The organism is Rhodococcus sp. G6(2025) (genome assembly GCF_058628105.1).
Window position 1 is genome coordinate 227,769 of the sequence record NZ_CP179751.1, and the last position, 16,424, is coordinate 244,192.

A 16,424-nucleotide genomic window follows, 5' to 3' on the forward strand; every position below is an offset into this window, starting at 1 on the left:
GCCAGGCCTTCATCGCAATTGTGGACGGTGTGTTGATTATCGACGACTGTGAGTCTAATCTCAGGGTGGTCGGCCCAAGGATCGACTGGACAGGGTGCCCGCGAAGCCGCATTCCGGCGAGCTCGAGAGGCATTCCGCATGCGCCCCTTAAGGAGATGTGATGAGTACTTTGACCAACCGGCTCTACCGATTGCGGAGTCGTCCGGAGGGGGAAGTAACTGCCGATAATTTGGAATGGCTGGAAGAGCCGGTTGCCGAGATCCTTGATGGGCAAGCGCTTATTCGAACGCACTACTTGTCGGTCGACCCCACAAATCGTGTGTGGATGAGTGCGATGCGTTCCTATATCCCCCCGGTCGAATTGAACGCCGTCATGCGCGGGGCCGGTGTGGGGCGGGTCGTCGCCAGCCGACGGGACGATCTTCCTGTCGGCTCGTTTGTTGTGGGATTGACAGGCTGGCAAGACTATTGCGTAGCTGATGCAGCGAGTGAAGACATGTCCTTCACAGTCCTACCCGATCCGCTACCAGCCCCCCTCCCCGCGTTCGTCGGAGTCCTGGGTCACACCGGAATATCGGCGTACCTTGGCGTTGAGTTCGGTGACCCTCGACCGGGAGAGACTTTCTTTGTATCCGCCGCGGCCGGAGCAGTGGGCTCTATTGCAGGTCAGCTCGCAAAGCGGCGGGGGGCCCGAGTGGTCGGTATCGCAGGTGGCGGCGAGAAATGTCGATACCTGGTAGAAGAGTTGGGTTTTGACGCGTGTATTGACCGGCATGCTGGTGACTGGCAGAAGCAACTCGACGACGCCACACCTGAAGGTATCGACGTGGACTTCGAAAATGTTGGCGGCGAGATCATGGACCACGTTTTCGGCCGACTGAACATTGGGGCACGAATCACGCTCTGCGGGCTGGTTTCCGAGTACAACGACTACAACGGAGATAACGCCCAACGCGGCCTACGTAATGTCAGTCAGCTGCTTATGCAGCGGGCAACTTTGCGAGGGTTCATCGTTTTCGATCACGTGGATCAGTACGCAGAGATCATTGGACAGCTATCCCTGGCTCTCAGCGCCAGCACCCTGCGCTCCGCCGAGACAGTGATCGACGGTCTGGAGCATGCCAGACATACTCTCAACCGCAGTCTCGCCGGCGAGAACAAAGGGAAGGTCGTGGTCAAGGTGATTACCGACTAACCGAACAACGTCAGACGGCTGGGCTCCCAGACAAGTCGCACCAGGCGCGCCTCATCGACATTTCTGGCGATGCCCTGCTCGGCTGGCGGTATAGCACCCGCACCCCCGGGGCCGCTTCGCACCAGTCCTCTCGAATGATCCTACAGTGCGGCACTCGATTACCTCAGCTTTATGGTGTTCTGTCGCTTGCTGATGCCTCACAGACTTGACTCGAAAAGTTGACCGGCCGCCATCAACCAGGGCCCCGATATAGTGGGAACCGTGTGCTGGGACTGACGTCCCACGCGAACACCCCTCCTCGTTCTTCTACCTCTGGGAGTGGACCCGACAACGGTTCGTAGAAGTTCCGCCGGGATGCGTTCGCTTTGTATCACGCAGGCGGCGGCACCCCGCACCTACGCAGCCGTGGCCTCGGACCTCGGCATCAGCGGCGAGACGCTGCGGACCTGGGAAAACGGGGACAAAACAACCACCGAGACGTTGACTGGTTCTTCTCCTCGAGGGACGCCAGCAGCCTGAGCCACGGTCGCCATCATTCTCGGCTTACCGAGATCGACACCACGGAGAACCAAATGGATACCTACGACCATGCGTTGTTGGGCTTTGCCCTACGGTGGAGACGCTATGGTGGCGGTGACTATTACATCTTCACTGAGTTCGGAATAACCCCAATAATTTTCTACCAACGCGTGCTGTGGATGGTGGAAAAGCGGCTCTCCTCCGGCCTCGACCTGACCATGAGACAGCAACTTCGGGAACACTGCCTCGCGAAGTTAACTTCGTTTCAAAAACCGCAATGACAGCGTAAAGCTCCCGATTGACGGACTTGCGGGCTTCCTCGGCGTCGCGTCGGCGGCGGTGACGCAGTCCACATGTCCGGGTTCACTATTCGTCCGATGTAGCCCTTGTAGCAGGAGCCGATCAACCGTTTCGTCGCCGTGTCTTCGGTGTCCACCGAGACCTTGCGGGACGGGTATAGGCCGACACATCGACGTTCCCGTCACGCAGAATGCACGGTCTCGGCGCGGGCGTTGATCAATCCAGTACGAGCGGTTGCCGACCCGGCCGGTTGGTTCGTTCAAAGCAATTCCTTCCCTGGAAAATCAGCGAGAGAGACCTGCAAGACTTCCTGATCACGCCAGAGAGGCGTGCAGCCCTTCTATTCGGTCGCGGCCAACCACCCTCATGACCCACCGCTGAATGGTGTTCGTGGCCATACCGGTCACCTCTGCCAGCTGCCGCACCGAACCCCCAGCAAGAAGGCCGGCCACGACAGCAGCGCAGCTCCATATCGACAACATCACGGGCATCCAACGCCGCGAGAATGCGCCGACGTTCGGCGTCCGGGATCACGCCTCGCTTTTGCGGGGTCATGCCTCGGGAAGGTGTATCACTGTGGCCGGCAGTGCGATCTCATCCGAAGGCTGCGGAGACCCCCGCCCCTGTGTTGCCTCGACCCACGACAGCGACCCAGCCTGGCCTTCTTGGCGCTCCCACACGCCGCCCTGCTCAGACAGAATGACAGCACCGTTCGGCAGAGCCTCTAGCCCGTCGGCGGTGACAATGGTGCGGGGTTTGCGGTAGCCGGCGGTAAGAAGCTCGTCCGCGAGGTAGTCGGCGGTGCCGGGGAAGATCATCGACGCCGCATCTGCGGTGGCAGCGAGAATCAGTCCGGCTAGTGCGTCACGGTCAACGCTCACGTCAGAACCCATCGGTCAATCGTATCAGTGATCGCTACGAATTCGACTGTGACACAAGGCCAACATTCTCCGCGCATTGAGCAACAGGCGTGTCGGCGTGCCTTACGCTTCGTCGGCCAATCCGGTGCACTCGCGTACCGCGTTCGCGGTACGACACGAAACCGGAGAGCGTCGGCCACCTCCTACCGTGCGGCGCAAGCACCTCCTGCGCCGTCGACCGCCCCGCGCCCTCAGTTCCCCACTATTGGATGGTGTTTCGTGGACATGCCGGTCACCTCCCACATCTGCCCCACAGATACTCCAGTAAGAAGGCCGGCCACGACACAGCCCGCTACTCCTCGGCAGCGTTACGGTTTTTCAACGCTATGAGGACGCCCTGGCGCTCGGCGCCCGGGATCACACCACCCTTCCGAGGATTCACGAACCCTCAGGGGTATACAGGGCTATGGCGGGTAGCGCCAATGCGTTCCAGGGGAATGGTCGGTCGTCTCCGAACACCACACCGTGCTCGAGGTCGAATCGGGCGGCGATCGTTCCGGCTTCCGAGCGGACGACCGTGCCAGCAGGTAGCGACTCCAGTTCGATGCTGGTCGTGATGATACGGGGCCTGCGGTATCCGGCGTCCAAGATTTCTTTCGCGGCGATTCGAGCATGGTCCCTCGATCGGGTGTACCCGCCGATCAGTTTCGCGATCTCGTCACGTTCGATGCTCACGTTGGCGTCCATCCGCCAAGTGTATTGGCAATCGCTGCACCGGTACTGCTGACGACGGCACCATGCGACCCCACTGCCGTCACAGCGCGCCGTTCACTTCAACCTGCCGATCTCCGCCGCGAATCAAAGAATCCGGATTCAGCTCTGCGGGTGTTTCGAGTCCGCCCGACGGCAGGGGTGTGGGCGCCTCCGGTCCCCGTACGGCAAAGTCCACACAGCGAATCCGCCGAGCAGGCGGCACACCATCTCCGCCTGACGGGTAGTCACCGAACCCGGGGGCAGACATCGACAGACCGCCGAGGACGAAGCTCTGCCATGTGCACCGTGTAGGAGCGGTCGGTGTGCCGTGTGCGGGGCGCCGCGGTCAGGAACAGTGCGGCGGCCGCTGTCGATGCGACGAGGGCGAGACACAGAAACCGAGACATGAGCCCTCCGGTGGTGCGGGGCCGACCGCAATCCATGCTCGCAGGTCACACAGTGTCGTCCCGATCTTTCCGACGGGTTCTCTCGCGGCGGGCATGTTTGGCCAGCAGGTGTTTCCGGTTGTTTTGAGCGCGGAACATCTCGTCGAGCATCCGGTCTTCGATGTTGTTGTGGAAGCGGAGAATGCGTTGGGCTGCCAGATACACCAACTCTTGGCGGTTCGAGCCGAGCCGGTCGGCGAGGGCGTCGAGGTGTGCGAGGAGTTCGTCGTCGAGGGCGACGTCGACTCGGGCCGTGCGCTCCGCCGGGCGCAGGTCGTGCACGGGCGCAATGTTTTCCAGGTCGCCGGCGAGGTCGGCGGGGTTGTCCAGGAGTCGACGCACCGCGACGCGCACCAACGCCGAGCTCAATCGTGTGCCGTGTCGGTCGGCAAGTTGCTCGATGTCGCGTCGGGCGGATGGGCGGAGGGACACCTTGAACTTCTCGTCGAGCCCGGAGGTGGCGGACTCGGCGATCAGGGTTGGCCGGTGGTGGCCGGGGGCGGCGAGAAGTCGGTGCACCGCGACCGCGACCAGGTCTCGCGGCGACGCCTCGTAGCGGGCGGCGAGTGTGCGGAAGCAGGCGGCCGTCGGAGAGTCGAGCTTCAGGGTGACCGGGTCGTGCGGGAGCGCGCGGGCCTGGGCGTCGGCCCGGCGTGCCTGCGCCAGAGCCTCATCGGCCGCCGGGTAGGCGATGAGCGTGCGAATCCCGACGCGGAGCAGCGCGGAGACCCGTCGGGGACCGTAGTCGTCCGCCAACTTCTCCAGGCGGCGTTTGGTGTCCTCGTCGAATCGGTAGACGTGCCGGCGCCCGAACGGGTTCCCCTGCGGACTCGGTGCTCGTGTAGGCGCGTGGGCAGGTTGGTCGGCGGCCGCGGCCTGCCGACGGCGGGTGTCCCGGGCGATCAGCAGGTCCCGGTTGGCGTCCCCGCGGTAGATCTCCTCGGTCACCGCCTTCTTGAGGTCGCGCGGGTTCGCCAGGAGCTGGCGGGCGGCCAAGCGCATGAGTTCGGCGCGGTCGGACTCGAGCCGACCGGCGAGGGCGTCGAGTTGGTCGCGCAGCTCGTTGTCGAAGTGCACGTTCGTGCGCGGGCCGAGAGTTTCCGGGGTCAGGTCGCGGGCGGTGCCGATCGTGGCCAGGTCGGCGGTGAGGTCTTCCGGGTCGTCGAGGAGTCGGCGGACCGCGACCCGAATGGCCGCGGCGGTGGGGGCGTCGCCGTTGCGGCTGATCAGCTTTTCGAGTCGGACCAGGGTGGAGCGGTTGAGGTACACGCGGGTGCGGGAGGTCAGATCGGTGCGGGCGTTTTCGCGGAGCACCGGGTGCCGGAATCGGCCTGCACCGGTGAGGAAGCGGTGCACAGCGACGCGGACGATCGCGCTGCGGTCGGTGTGGAACTCGTGGGCGAGTTCGTTGAGGCGAGTGCTGGTGGCGGGGTCGAGGTCGAGAGGTCTTTCCGCCCAGGGGATGCGGCGGGCGTCGGCGGAGGCGCGCCTGGCCTGGTTCAGGGCGTCGGGCACCCGGTCGGGGTCGGCGAGAAGTCGTCGTGCGGCGACCCGCACCAGTGCCCCGAAGCGGCGCGGGCCGATGTCGGCGGCCAACTCCTCGAGGCGTTGTTTGGTGGTCGGGTCGAACCGGAGCGGGATCGGATCCCCCACTGGTACGCGGCCCATGTTTGTCTCGCTCATCACCGGCCATTGTTCCGGTCCGGTCGGGGACCTCGATTCGCACCCCATGGCACCGGTCGCCGCCATACTCGGGCTGTGCGTCCCGGCGAGCCCGGTGGCTGCGAGATAGTTTGTGCCCCAGCACTCGGGGGGTGGGTGCTGGCGTCGCGGGCGTGTGACTGAATCAGGAGAGGTTGAGCGGTGTGTATGGGGCCGGGGGTGGCGGGGTGTAGTGGCTGACGGGGACGCCGCCGATGGTGCCGAACTGGTCGAGGTCCATGCGGAACACGATTCCGCGCTCGGGATCCCACTCGTAGGTGCCGAAGCCGTTTTCGGTGTGCTGCGGCGCGTTGTCTGCGGGCTGGGTCTGGTTCTCGGCGTTGTTCTGCGCGGGTTCCGTCGTGTCACCAACTTTACAATTTTGCATTGTTATGTTGCCATCCGGTTCGGATAGCTCATTCATGTCGCTGGCTCGTCTCCGGTCGGCCGGCATCAGCGGGTTCATTGCTCGGTGTCGGCGCGTGATGAGGGGGTTTCCGCCAGGTGGGTGAGGGTTTCCCCCATTGCGGAGGCGAGTTCGTCATCGGTGGGGACGAGTTCCCTTACCGGTGCGGGCAGGGTGTCGTAGGTGTAGTCGGCGACCGCCAACGGTGCGGTGGTTCCAGCCAGGGAGTAGCGGACGACGTTGTCGTTGCGTCCGGCGCACAGCAGGATCCCGATGGTCGGCGCGTGCTGGTTGTGGTCGCGCAGGTTGTCGTCGATCCAGGACACGTAGAAGCCGAGTTTGCCGACGTACTCGGGTTCGAACCGGCCGACCTTCAGCTCGACCACGACGAAGCGGGCCTGGATCCAGTTGAAGAACAGCAGGTCGATGTAGAAGTCGTCGCCGTTGACGTCGAAGTGGTACTGCCGGCCGACGAACGCGAAGCCGTGCCCGAGCTCGAGCAGAAATCGTTCCAATCGGGCCATCAGCGCGGCCTCGAGTTCGCGTTCCGCGACCCTGTCGGTCAGATCCAGGAAGTCGAAGACGTACGGGTCGCGGACCAGTTGCTGCGCCAGGTCGGAGTCATCGGTGGGCAGGTGGTCGGTGAAGTTCGATGGTGCTGCCCCGATCCGCTGGTCGAGTCGGTTGCGGATTTGATGGGTGAGGACGTTGCGGGACCAGCCCCGCTCGAACGCCGCGGCCGCGTACCAGTCGCGTGAAGGCTGGTCGTCGAGGCGGTCGATCAGCACGGTCACGTGTCCCCACGGGATTTGTCCAACAGCTTGTTGGACGAATGCGCTCCGGGGCCATGCCGAGGCGATCTTCCGCATGTAGTGCAGATTGCTGCGTGAGAACCCGCGCATCTCGGGGAACTCGGACCGCAGGTCGGCGGCAAGTCGGTCGATGACCTTGCTCCCCCACCCCTCGGCTGCCTGGCGGTCCAGGATCGCGCGGCCGATGTCCCAGTACAGCAGGAGCAACTCGGTGTTGACCACGCGTGTGGCCCGGACCCGGGCCTGTCGGACCTGGGTTTTGAGGTGCTCGAGGAAGTCGCGGTAGTCGTCGGGGAGCAGTCCGGAGTCACTCACCGGCCCATCCTCTCGTACTGACCGGAAGCACGAGGGTTTCGGCACGGGCCGAGGCGTACCGTGCGTTGCGGACGAATCATGTGTGGTCGGCTCACGGGTCGATTGCGGGTGCGAGGAGTGTGGCCAGTTGTTTGCGGGCGCGGTGGATTCGGGTTTTCACGGTCGCGACGGTGACGCCTTGGTGTTCGGCGATGTCGGCGTAGGGCAGGGAGGCGAATTCGGCGAGCACGATGGCGACGCGGAAGTCTTCGGGGAGTTGGGCGAGGGCGCGGCGGACCGCGTCGATGGTGGTGATTTGCTCGTCGAATCGGGGTGCGGGGTCTTCGAGCAGGATGCCGTAGTCGCCGTCGGTGTCGTCGAGGCTGTCGGTGGTCTTGCTGCGTCGGACGACGGCGAGGGCGGCGTTGACGGCGATGCGGTGCAGCCAGGTGTGGAAGCGGGCGTCGCCGCGGAATTTGGGCAGGTTCTGCCAGGCGGCGGTGAGCGTGTCCTGCAGGGCGTCTTCGGCGTCGTGGGTGTTGCCGGTGATCTGCAGGCACACGTGCCAGGCGTTGGTGCGGTAGCGGCCGGCGAGTTCGGCGAAGGCGTGGTGATCGCCGGCTCGGCACGCCGCGATCAGGTCCGCGTCGTCCATGTCTGGTCCCCCCGTGCCGTGATCACTGTCGTTGCCGCCCCCGGGCGCCGGGAGAATCGTACCCGCCGTCACATACAGCCGCCCGAGCCAGGATTTTGGTGTCCGACCGCGCCCGGGGTGGTGGGGGCGTGCTGGTGGTTAGAGCGGGTCGATGTCGTGGTGCCCGCCGAGGTCGATGCCGAGGTCGGTGGGGTCGTCGGCGCCGAGGGTGGAGGGGTCGGCGCTGTCGTCGCCGAGATCGAAGTCCTGTCCGGCGGGTAGGTCGAGATCGGTGTCGGTGTCGGCGTCGGTATCGAGTTCCGGGCCTGGGACGTTGCCGTCGTCACCATCGGTGTCGAGGTCGGTGTCGTCGTCGAGCAGGATGATGTCGTCGTCCTCGGGTACGACCGGTACGTCGTCCATGTCGGGGACGAGGTCGGTGTCGACGGGTGCGGTGGTGGGGTCGAGGGCGACCTCGAGGGCGCGCGCCCACACCTCGTCGGGCACGGGCGGCAGCGCGCCCGATACCCCCAGTGCTGCAAGGACGGAGTCGTCGTCCACTGCTGCTCTCACCTCGTTTCCCTCAGTATGTCGGCGCCGACACGGACGCTCACACTTGTTGGATGCATCGGACCGGCGAAAGGTTCCCGCCGAGCCGCCCGCATCTTTCGGAGCACCGCCACCCGATGTCGGTGATGGCCTCTCCAGTGTGCACGCCCAACCTGTTGTCGGTGGGTAGCGACTACCGCTACAGGTCGATCATCGCCCACCGGCGATCGGGTGCGGCCACCGACATTGTCACCGGGTCCGGGTGGTCGGCCAGGTCGGGATCGGGGGTGTCGGCGACCAGCATTTTGCGGCCCGAGTCCGCCCATGCGTCCTCGAACTGGTCGATGGGCACCTCGAGCTGGTTGCCGTTCGGGGCGCCGGGGTCGGAGAGGATCACCACTCCGCGGGTTTCGTCGATGCCGGCGACGATGAGGAAGTGGTCGGCCGTCTCGTCTTCCCCGGCTTCTTGGTCGGGGTTCCAGATCTCCCCGGAGTCGACCATCGCGATCACCCCGTAGCCGTCCTCGAGCTTGGTTTTCAGGTCGTCGATCGAACTGTCCTGCACGGTGCAGGGCACCCCTTGGTCCTCGAGGAGGATCTCGAGGTTCGGCAAGGTCATGCCCTGTGCGGGGTCGCCGTCCTGCATGAGTCCGAGTTCGAGGGCCCGGTCGACGAGTTGTTCGGGGTCGTCGATGACGACGCCGGTGTACTGGGCGATCATTTGGGCGGCGCTCGATGGCCCGCAGTAGCCGTCGACCTGTTGGAAGAACCAGTTCACCGACCATTCCACCGGGTCCCCGTACACCCCGTCCCCGCCCGCACCGTCGACCGGGGAATCCGGTGCGGTGTCCGGGTCGACCGCCGGTTCGGTCGCGTCCTGCGGCGGGGAGAGTGGCGGGGGCTCGGCGAGCTCCGGGTCGAGGGTGCTCAGGTCGATGACGGACAGGTCCACCGTTCCCGTCCCGTCGGCGACCTCGACGAACGGGTCGTCCTCGAAGACCGGTTCGGGGATCTCGTCGATCGGGACCGGTTCGCCGAGGTAGGTGTCGTCGTCGAGCGGGCTGGCGGACCAGGCTGCTGCGTCCAGATCCGCGGCGATGTCATCCATTCGTGCTCTCCCGGTGTGAGGTTCGGCCGCAACATAAGTCGGGTGGGTGCGGGGTGTACTGCACCCATCGGCCGGAGGAAGGCTGGTGGGCGCCGCCCGCGCGGCGCCCAGGGGTGGGGTCAGGCCAGGTCGGTGACCGTCTGGTCGGCCGGCGTCTCGGTCGGGTACGTGTCGGCCTGCTCGTGGTAGTGGTCCTCTGCGGGGATGAGGGCTTCGAACTGCTCGATCGACCCGAGGTGCCCGTCGGTGGCGGTGTCGAAGGACTCCTGGGTGCCGTCGTTGTCGGTGTCGGCGGTGCGCAGGTCGAAGGTGCCGTCCCCGGTGGTGTCGACCAGGGTGTCGTTGGTGATGCCGTCGAGGTCGGTGTCGAGGAGGGCGGTGTCGAAGCGTCCGTCGCCGTTGCTGTCGATCAGGTGCACGTCCGGGTTGCCGTCGGCGGTGGTGTCGAGCCGGGTGTCGGTGATCCGCCCGTCCTCGATGACGTCCTGGCGGACCGGTGCGCCGGTGGTCGGGTCGAGGTGGGTCGCGAGGTCGACGGTTCCGTCGTCGTCGAGGTCCTCGGCGAGGCGGATCCCGGTGGCGGTGGGGGCGATACCGGTTTCGTAGGTGCCGTTGCCGTCGGTGTCCTGCTCGACGAGGGTGATGGAGCCGTCTTCGTCGATGTGGGTGATGGTTTCGACCCCCTCGATGCGGGTGTGGATCAGGTCGACGTTCCCGTCGCCGTCGACGTCGCGCGGCGAGTAGTACTCCCCGCCGGTGCCGGCGCCCAGATCGGTCTCGCCGGCGGTGCCGGTTCCCGGGTCGGTGTCGGTGGCGATGGGGTCCGGAGCGGTACCGGCTCCGACTGGGTCGGCTGCCACCGGCGGCTGCTCGCTTCCGGCGGTGGCGGTGGTGTAGGTGGCGTCCTGCGGGTCCCCGGTCAGGTTGGGGCTGGGCGAGGTGGTGCCGGTGGTGGTCGGGTTGTCCTGTGCGCCGCGGGGGTTGCTCATCTCGAATCCTTGTCCGTCGAAGGTATTGGCCGGGAAGCGTGTTCCCTGTGCTGTCGAGAGTTAGATGCGGTGAATGGTCCGAAAGGTTCCCGGACTTGCTGAAAAACTTTGCGACCGGCCGCGACCTGGGGCGAAAGGCCTGCACAGACAACTGCGCCCGCCCCTGAAAGAAGGGCGGGCGCGGTCTCTGCGGCGGCGGTGGGAGTTAGTTGATCAGGCCGGCGCGGGAGAGGAACGTCTTTGCCCCGTCGAGGCCCTGGGCGTCGCTGAAGCTGGCCATCACCCCGGTTGAGCTGTTGGCGTACCAGATCGAGTAGGTGTTCGCGTAGCCCGGACCGTCGATGTGTGCGGCCGCGGTCCGCGGGATGTTCTCCACGATCTCGTTGTCGGTCGAGGTGGTGTCGTTCTGGAAGCCCTGCCGGATGCCGAGGACCCGTTTCTTTGCTTCGGCGGGGTCGACGCTGACGATGATCGATTGGTAGTCCTGGTCGGAGATCCCGGCGGTCAACGCGGTGCCCTCTTTCAGGGTGCATTGCATCTGGAGGCCACCGTTCTCGGTTTCCCCGTTGGTTTTGCAGTTCTCCAGATCTGTTCGCAATGCTGCCGGAAGGGCTGACAGTACAGCCTCTTTCGTGGTCGGAACCTGAGTGTTTCCGGTTCCGGAGGCGCCTGCCTGCTCGGCGCCTGCGGTGTCACCGGCGGCGGCTGCGGTGTCGGCGGGCGGCACCTGGTCAGCTGCGCCTTTGTCTCCGGTGAGGGCAATCGCTCCGATGACGCCGGCGGTGATCACCACGGCGGCGGCCGCGGCGCCGATCACCGTCCACTTCTTTCTACCCGTACCGGTGCCTGCCGGCGCCGGCGTGGGTGTGGGTTGCCATGTCGCCATGGTTCGGCCTGGACCGGACGGCGGGATGGGTGCCGTTGCCGCCGGGCCGTCGGGTCGGGACGGTTGCGACGGTGGGGTGGGATGGGTGTATCGCGACCCGACTCCGCCCGCGGCGGCGGTGTTGCCGAGGCCGCGGACGATCGGGGCAGCGGCCGCGATCGCCCCCTGCGCGACGACGGTCTTCGGGTCGTCGAGGGTGGCGATCGGCCCGAGTGCCTTGAGGTGTTCCTGCACGATCGGGATTCGGGAGGAGCCTCCGGTCAGATACAGCGCGTGCAGCCCGCTGGGGTCGGTGACGTGGGCGTCGGCGAGGGTTGCCCGGGTGAGGGTGACCGCCTTCTCCAATGCCGGGGTGATGAGCTCCTCGAACTCCTCGCGGGTGATCTGGAACTTCTCGGTGTGCCCGCCGCCGGCGACGGTGATGGTCGCGGACGGCGCTTCCGAGAGCAGTTCCTTGGCGCGGCGGATCGAATCGTCGAGGGCGTGCCGGATGTCGATCGGCGCCGATCGTAGGTAATCGCCCAGTTCGGGGTTGCGGGCGTCGAGTTGTTCGTCGACCCATCGGCGGATGTAGGCGTCGAAGTTTTTGCCGCCGAGGCCGTTGTCGCCGCGTGCGGCGACAACGTCGAATGTGCCGTGGTCGTTGGCAGCCAACACGGCGATGTCGAGGGTGCCGCCGCCGAAGTCGAACACTGCGATCTTTGCGCCTGGGGGCAGGGTGTTCGACCGCGAATAGTAGTGCGCCGCTGCCCGTGGTTCGGACACCGTGGTCACCTGGGAGGGGTCCAGCCCGAGTTGGGCGGCAGCGTCCAGGAGTACCTGGATCTCGCGTGGGGACCAGGCCTCCGGGTGGGTGAGCACCAGCTGGGCGGGTGCCTGCCCGGCGTGTGCGGCCCGGGCCCGGGCCATGACCGAATCGAGTACCGCGGCGACCGGCACCGACGATGCGATCGCGTAGCCGTTGACGTTCACCACGCCCTGGCCGATCACGCGCTTCGGTGAGGGCATGTAGGCGGCGGGGTTGGTTTCGGCGCGGTTGGTGGCCACGTCCCCGACCGCGATCTGGTGTGGCGATTCGACGAACACCGCCGAGGACATGGTGGTGCGGTTGTGGCTGAGTTGCAGTGCTTCCACGGCGCCGCTGACCGCGCCGGTGTGTGCGGCGGCGGTGTTGGAGGTGCCGAAGTCGATCCCCAGCAGCCAGTCCGGCCTAGACATTGATACCCCTCGTGATCGAGCCCCACGGATTACGACCGGCGGCCTGTGCAGCGCGGCCGCGCCCGGGCATCATGTCACGGCGACGCGGGGGCGGTGGCTGCGGCGTTCGGTAGAACATCACGGGTTGGTCCTTCCACAGGGGTGTGCGTCGGCGGTTGATAGTTCGATGCGCGTCGCAGGCGAAAGGTTCCCGCCCCACCCCCACTGATTCGCATGGGGCTGCCGTCACGGGGGTTCGGGTCAGGTGGCCGCGAGGGTGCCGTAGGTGTGCGCCAGCACGATCAGGGCGGCGTCCTCGGCCGCGGTCATCGTCGACAGCGCCTGCGTGTGCGCCCAGCTCAGCTTCTGCTGCGCCGTTGCCCGCACCTGGTCCGGGCCCGCGCTGTCCGGGAGCCCGAGCTGCCCGGCCGGGGTGTGATGTTCGAGGAGCCTTCGCAGTTCGGTGGTGACCGGGGAACGGGGATCGGCCTCGAGCATGGACTTGAGGTGTTCGAACAGCACCACCGTGTGCAGGGCGGGGTCGCGGCGCAGGTGGTCCACGACGCCGCGGATCTGGTCCCGGGCGGGGTGGGTGAAGGCGAGTTGGTCGAGTTCGCGGATGATCCGGCTGGCCCGGTGCACGGCGGCGAACCGGCCCAGATGCTGCGAGAGCACTCCCCGCAGCTGTGGGATCCCCGAGTGCGCGGTCAACCACTCGTTCAGGGTGGCGGCCCCGCGGGCGGCGACGTCGCGGCCATGGACTATTCCGTATTCGCCGACCAGATCGAGGAGCCGATCGCGCACCGCCGCGGGCACCACGGTGGGGGCATCGGTGTCGAGGAGGTCGAGCACCTCGAGCGGCCCGTACCCGGTCAGCGACGCCAGCGCGCGGGCATCGGCCTCGGTGAGGGCCCCGGTGTGGGAGGTTTCGGCGAGCAGCCCGGCGATCGGCATCACCGTCATGACGGTGTCGGCGAGCCGATCCGCCAGGACCCGGGCGTGGGCGATCGCGTGCTCGAGTGGGTTGCGCTGCCCCAGTGCGCCTTCCGCGAATCCGTCGGCGCGGGAGAGGACGCCGAGGGTGTTCAGCGGGGTGAATCCGAGTTGTTTGAGGAAGGAGATTTCGTCGGCGCGGGGCGCGGAGTCGAAGAGGAACACCGCGGCGTCGGCGTCGACGGACGCGGTGCGGGTCTGCTCGAACCCGTCGATGAGTACCCGGCGGGTGCGGGCCTCGTTCTCGGCGGTCAGCGTGGCCAGACCGGGTGTGTCGACCAGGGTGAAGTCGCGGATTGCCGCCGAGGGTAGCCACCGGTGCAGGTAGGCAACCTGTTCCGGGTCGACCCCCAGGTCGGCGGTGTGGCCGCGGGACAGGTGCAGCGGGCGGCGGGAGCCGTCGAGTAGGACCACCTGGGCGCGGGAGGGGGCGCCGTCCTGGTAGACGGCGACGATGCTGGTGGCCTCGAGGGCGGCGGTTTCGGCGACCGGCGCCCCGATCAGGGCGTTGACCAGTGTCGACTTGCCGGCCTTGAGTCGGCCGACGATCACGATCCGTGGCGGGGACCAGAGGATCTGGCCGATCCGGTTGGCGTGCGCGGCCAGATCGGGGGCCAGTCCGGCGAGTGCGTGCAGCGCCCGGTCCAGGCCGGCGCGCACCGGATCCCAGGCCGGTGCGGTGGGGGTGGCCGTCACCGGGGATCACTGCCCGCGTCGGCCGAGGGTGTGGTGTGCGTGGACAGTTCGGCGATCAGGGATTCGGCGCGGGTGATGTTGTTTTCGACCACCCGCAGGTTGTTCTGTAGGCGGGTCAGCTTTTTCTCCCGGGTTGCCTTGTCGGCCCGGGCGGTGTCCTCGGCGTCTTTGATCTGCGCCTGCAGGGTTGCGATCGAGGCTTTCACGTGTTCGCGGTAGCGGATGACGATTTCCGGGCGGGCAAGCGCCAGGGTGGATTCGAGCATCCGGGAGGTGGTGGTCTTCGTGGTCGCGATCGTCTCCCGCAGCCAGCCCAGCAGGTTCGTCTTCCCGGTCCGCATCGCCTTGAAACCGAGATTGAATCCCACCCAGGCGACTCCGACGACTGCCCCGACGCCCATCATCGCCGAGACCCCGATCAGACCGCCGAGCATCGACGAGCCCATCACTCCCATGGTGATCATCGACGGATCGAGGAGCCCTTGCCGTTTGCCGGCGACCTGGTGGGTTTCGAGGGTGCGGTTCGACAACGTCGCGAGGACCTGCTCGGAGATTTCGTGCCAGATGACCTCCGAGGCGAATCTCGGTTGCACAATCTGGGTGTAGAGCTGCTCGAGGAACAGGTTGACCGACCCCGCCATCGCGGCCTGGAAATCGCGCTCCATTTCCGCGGTGAAATGTTGCGGGTTCCGGCGCAGCACCGCCATCCCGTTCTTGTTGATTCGGGTGGTCCACTTCTGCCGGATGTCGTCGAGGCGGCGGTCGAGGTCGTCGGTGGCGTGCTGGCGGATCAACGTCAGGTCCCGTTGCAGGTACTGCTCCCACTGCGTCGAGTGGTCCTTGAGGCCCTGCAATTCGGCCAGCTGCGCGGTCAGATCCGGGATGACCTCGCCGCTGCGGGTGATCGCCGCGATTTGGGTGCGCAGATCCGTCGCCAACGTACGCAGCCCCTCGACCGCGGTCCGTAGACCGGTGATCGCCGGGAGATGTTCGGCGATGGCGAGTTTCGAGTCGATCAGGGTGCGCAGCTCGACGATCCCGGACCGTGCCTCGGCGTGGTCGCGCTGCGGGCCGGGTGCCATCTCGGCGGCGATCACCGCACGCAGACTCGATACTCCGACCACCGGAATCTGCCGGCCCAGGTGCCGGACCAAGAGTTCGCGGTCTTCGTCGACGATCGGACGCCAGCGGCGGATGTTCTTGTCGGTCTTGGTGACCACCACGATCAGTGATTCCACCGCGGACCCTGTCTTGTCGATGAACGCCATCTCCGGCGCCGTCAGCGGGGTGGTGGCATCGCACACGATCACCAACACGCATGCCTGCGACGCGGACGCTTCCGCCAGGACCGCGTAGGACGGGTCCAATCCGCCCACCCCGGGGGTGTCGATCACGGTGACGTCACCGAGCCGGCTGCCGGCCACCGGGACGATCGCCCGGGTGGGCAACTCCTCGATCCGGCTGTCGGTGACATGGGCGCCCTCGCACGAGACCCAGTCCGCCAGCTCGGCGTGCGGGATTTGCTCGGTTCGGTCCGGGAACAGGATCTGCGCCGTGCCGCCGGGTTGCTCGGCGGTGGCCTCCCCGAAGCTGATCGTCGTCGATGTCGTCACGTCCACCCCCACGGGGGAGGCGCCGCGCCAGCCGACCAGCGCATTGACCAAGGAGCTCTTTCCCCGCTTGACCTCGCCGACCACGACCACCGAGCGGGTCTGTTCCCTGCTTTGGGCGCGCTGTTCGGCGAGGTCGCTGATTGCGTCGTACCCGAACGGGCGCAGGATCTTGTCGGTGATCGACGAAAGCAGCACCTCGGCGCGCTCCCGCGGCGGCGTCTCGGCGGCTGGGGAGGCAACGGTGGCCGGTTGCCCGGCTTGGGCTGCGGATTCCACGCCCTCTCCCCTTCCCGTCGTCGATCTGTGTGCGCCCGGGTGTGGGCGCCGTCGAACCCTAGCGTGACCGGGCCTGGGCCTGCATCGCCAACCGGCCACCTCCCCCCACGGCGGGTGGGTGTGACGAAGGCCACCGGAAGGGTGTGGGAACCTTCCAGGCGGTCGCGCCCTCCAACTACCAAGACCACACGCTCCCG

At 66.6% G+C, this 16,424-nt stretch carries 14 protein-coding genes; 2 read left to right on the top strand and 12 right to left on the bottom strand.

Annotated features, from left to right (window positions below):
• The first annotated feature begins 160 nt into the window (after positions 1 to 160).
• A complete protein-coding gene (locus ACLIVD_RS38100) occupies positions 161 to 1,195 on the top strand; it encodes an NADP-dependent oxidoreductase (protein WP_491933161.1) in 1,035 nt (344 codons plus the stop codon).
• Positions 1,196 to 1,767: 572 nt separating this feature from the next.
• Positions 1,768 to 1,995: a hypothetical protein gene (locus tag ACLIVD_RS38105; protein ID WP_491933162.1), complete on the top strand. Its 228-nt coding sequence runs from the start codon at positions 1,768 to 1,770 to the stop codon at positions 1,993 to 1,995.
• A gap of 570 nt (positions 1,996 to 2,565) precedes the next feature.
• On the opposite strand, the gene ACLIVD_RS38110 is transcribed toward ACLIVD_RS38105, so the two are convergent.
• The 12 genes from ACLIVD_RS38110 to ACLIVD_RS38165 form a co-directional block, all read right to left on the bottom strand.
• Positions 2,566 to 2,907: a hypothetical protein gene (locus ACLIVD_RS38110; protein ID WP_491933163.1), complete on the bottom strand. Its 342-nt coding sequence runs from the start codon at positions 2,905 to 2,907 to the stop codon at positions 2,566 to 2,568.
• Between the two features lie 405 nt (positions 2,908 to 3,312).
• Positions 3,313 to 3,609 (bottom strand): hypothetical protein, encoded by a 297-nt coding sequence (locus tag ACLIVD_RS38115; protein ID WP_491933164.1) that lies wholly within the window; start codon positions 3,607 to 3,609, stop codon positions 3,313 to 3,315.
• 470 nt (positions 3,610 to 4,079) lie between these two features.
• On the bottom strand, positions 4,080 to 5,756 hold the full coding sequence (locus tag ACLIVD_RS38120; RefSeq protein WP_491933165.1) for a ribbon-helix-helix domain-containing protein: 1,677 nt from the start codon (positions 5,754 to 5,756) through the stop codon (positions 4,080 to 4,082).
• A gap of 163 nt (positions 5,757 to 5,919) precedes the next feature.
• Positions 5,920 to 6,162: a hypothetical protein gene (locus ACLIVD_RS38125; protein ID WP_491933166.1), complete on the bottom strand. Its 243-nt coding sequence runs from the start codon at positions 6,160 to 6,162 to the stop codon at positions 5,920 to 5,922.
• A 74-nt stretch (positions 6,163 to 6,236) separates the two neighbouring features.
• On the bottom strand, positions 6,237 to 7,307 hold the full coding sequence (locus tag ACLIVD_RS38130) for a PDDEXK nuclease domain-containing protein (protein WP_491933167.1): 1,071 nt from the start codon (positions 7,305 to 7,307) through the stop codon (positions 6,237 to 6,239).
• 91 nt (positions 7,308 to 7,398) lie between these two features.
• A complete protein-coding gene (locus tag ACLIVD_RS38135; protein WP_491933168.1) occupies positions 7,399 to 7,941 on the bottom strand; it encodes an RNA polymerase sigma factor in 543 nt (180 codons plus the stop codon).
• Between the two features lie 138 nt (positions 7,942 to 8,079).
• Complete coding sequence (locus tag ACLIVD_RS38140; RefSeq protein WP_491933169.1) at positions 8,080 to 8,493, bottom strand: hypothetical protein; 414 nt, start codon at positions 8,491 to 8,493, stop codon at positions 8,080 to 8,082.
• A gap of 175 nt (positions 8,494 to 8,668) precedes the next feature.
• Positions 8,669 to 9,577, bottom strand: a complete 909-nt coding sequence (locus ACLIVD_RS38145) for a C39 family peptidase (protein ID WP_491933170.1) — start codon at positions 9,575 to 9,577, stop codon at positions 8,669 to 8,671.
• A 119-nt stretch (positions 9,578 to 9,696) separates the two neighbouring features.
• Entirely contained in the window at positions 9,697 to 10,566 is an 870-nt protein-coding gene (locus ACLIVD_RS38150; RefSeq protein ID WP_491933171.1) for a hypothetical protein, read from the bottom strand.
• A 205-nt stretch (positions 10,567 to 10,771) separates the two neighbouring features.
• Positions 10,772 to 12,670 carry an Hsp70 family protein gene (locus ACLIVD_RS38155; RefSeq protein WP_491933172.1) on the bottom strand — a complete coding sequence of 633 codons (1,899 nt, stop codon included), beginning with the start codon at positions 12,668 to 12,670 and terminating at the stop codon, positions 10,772 to 10,774.
• Between the two features lie 240 nt (positions 12,671 to 12,910).
• On the bottom strand, positions 12,911 to 14,338 hold the full coding sequence (locus tag ACLIVD_RS38160) for a GTPase (RefSeq protein WP_491933173.1): 1,428 nt from the start codon (positions 14,336 to 14,338) through the stop codon (positions 12,911 to 12,913).
• On the bottom strand, positions 14,335 to 16,227 hold the full coding sequence (locus tag ACLIVD_RS38165; RefSeq protein WP_491933174.1) for a dynamin family protein: 1,893 nt from the start codon (positions 16,225 to 16,227) through the stop codon (positions 14,335 to 14,337). The genes ACLIVD_RS38160 and ACLIVD_RS38165 overlap by 4 nt, the downstream gene beginning before the upstream one ends.
• Positions 16,228 to 16,424 lie beyond the last annotated feature (197 nt).

Excerpts from the sequence above, each read along its gene's own strand:
- ACLIVD_RS38135 (WP_491933168.1), bottom strand. The coding sequence starts at position 7,941 with ATGGACGACGCGGACCTGATCGCGGCGTGCCGAGCCGGCGATCACCAC.
- ACLIVD_RS38155 (WP_491933172.1), bottom strand. The coding sequence starts at position 12,670 with ATGTCTAGGCCGGACTGGCTGCTGGGGATCGACTTCGGCACCTCCAAC.
- ACLIVD_RS38105 (WP_491933162.1), top strand. The coding sequence starts at position 1,768 with ATGGATACCTACGACCATGCGTTGTTGGGCTTTGCCCTACGGTGGAGA.
- ACLIVD_RS38150 (WP_491933171.1), bottom strand. The coding sequence starts at position 10,566 with ATGAGCAACCCCCGCGGCGCACAGGACAACCCGACCACCACCGGCACC.
- ACLIVD_RS38120 (WP_491933165.1), bottom strand. The coding sequence starts at position 5,756 with ATGAGCGAGACAAACATGGGCCGCGTACCAGTGGGGGATCCGATCCCG.
- ACLIVD_RS38125 (WP_491933166.1), bottom strand. The coding sequence starts at position 6,162 with ATGCAAAATTGTAAAGTTGGTGACACGACGGAACCCGCGCAGAACAAC.
- ACLIVD_RS38145 (WP_491933170.1), bottom strand. The coding sequence starts at position 9,577 with ATGGATGACATCGCCGCGGATCTGGACGCAGCAGCCTGGTCCGCCAGC.
- ACLIVD_RS38100 (WP_491933161.1), top strand. The coding sequence starts at position 161 with ATGAGTACTTTGACCAACCGGCTCTACCGATTGCGGAGTCGTCCGGAG.
- ACLIVD_RS38110 (WP_491933163.1), bottom strand. The coding sequence starts at position 2,907 with ATGGGTTCTGACGTGAGCGTTGACCGTGACGCACTAGCCGGACTGATT.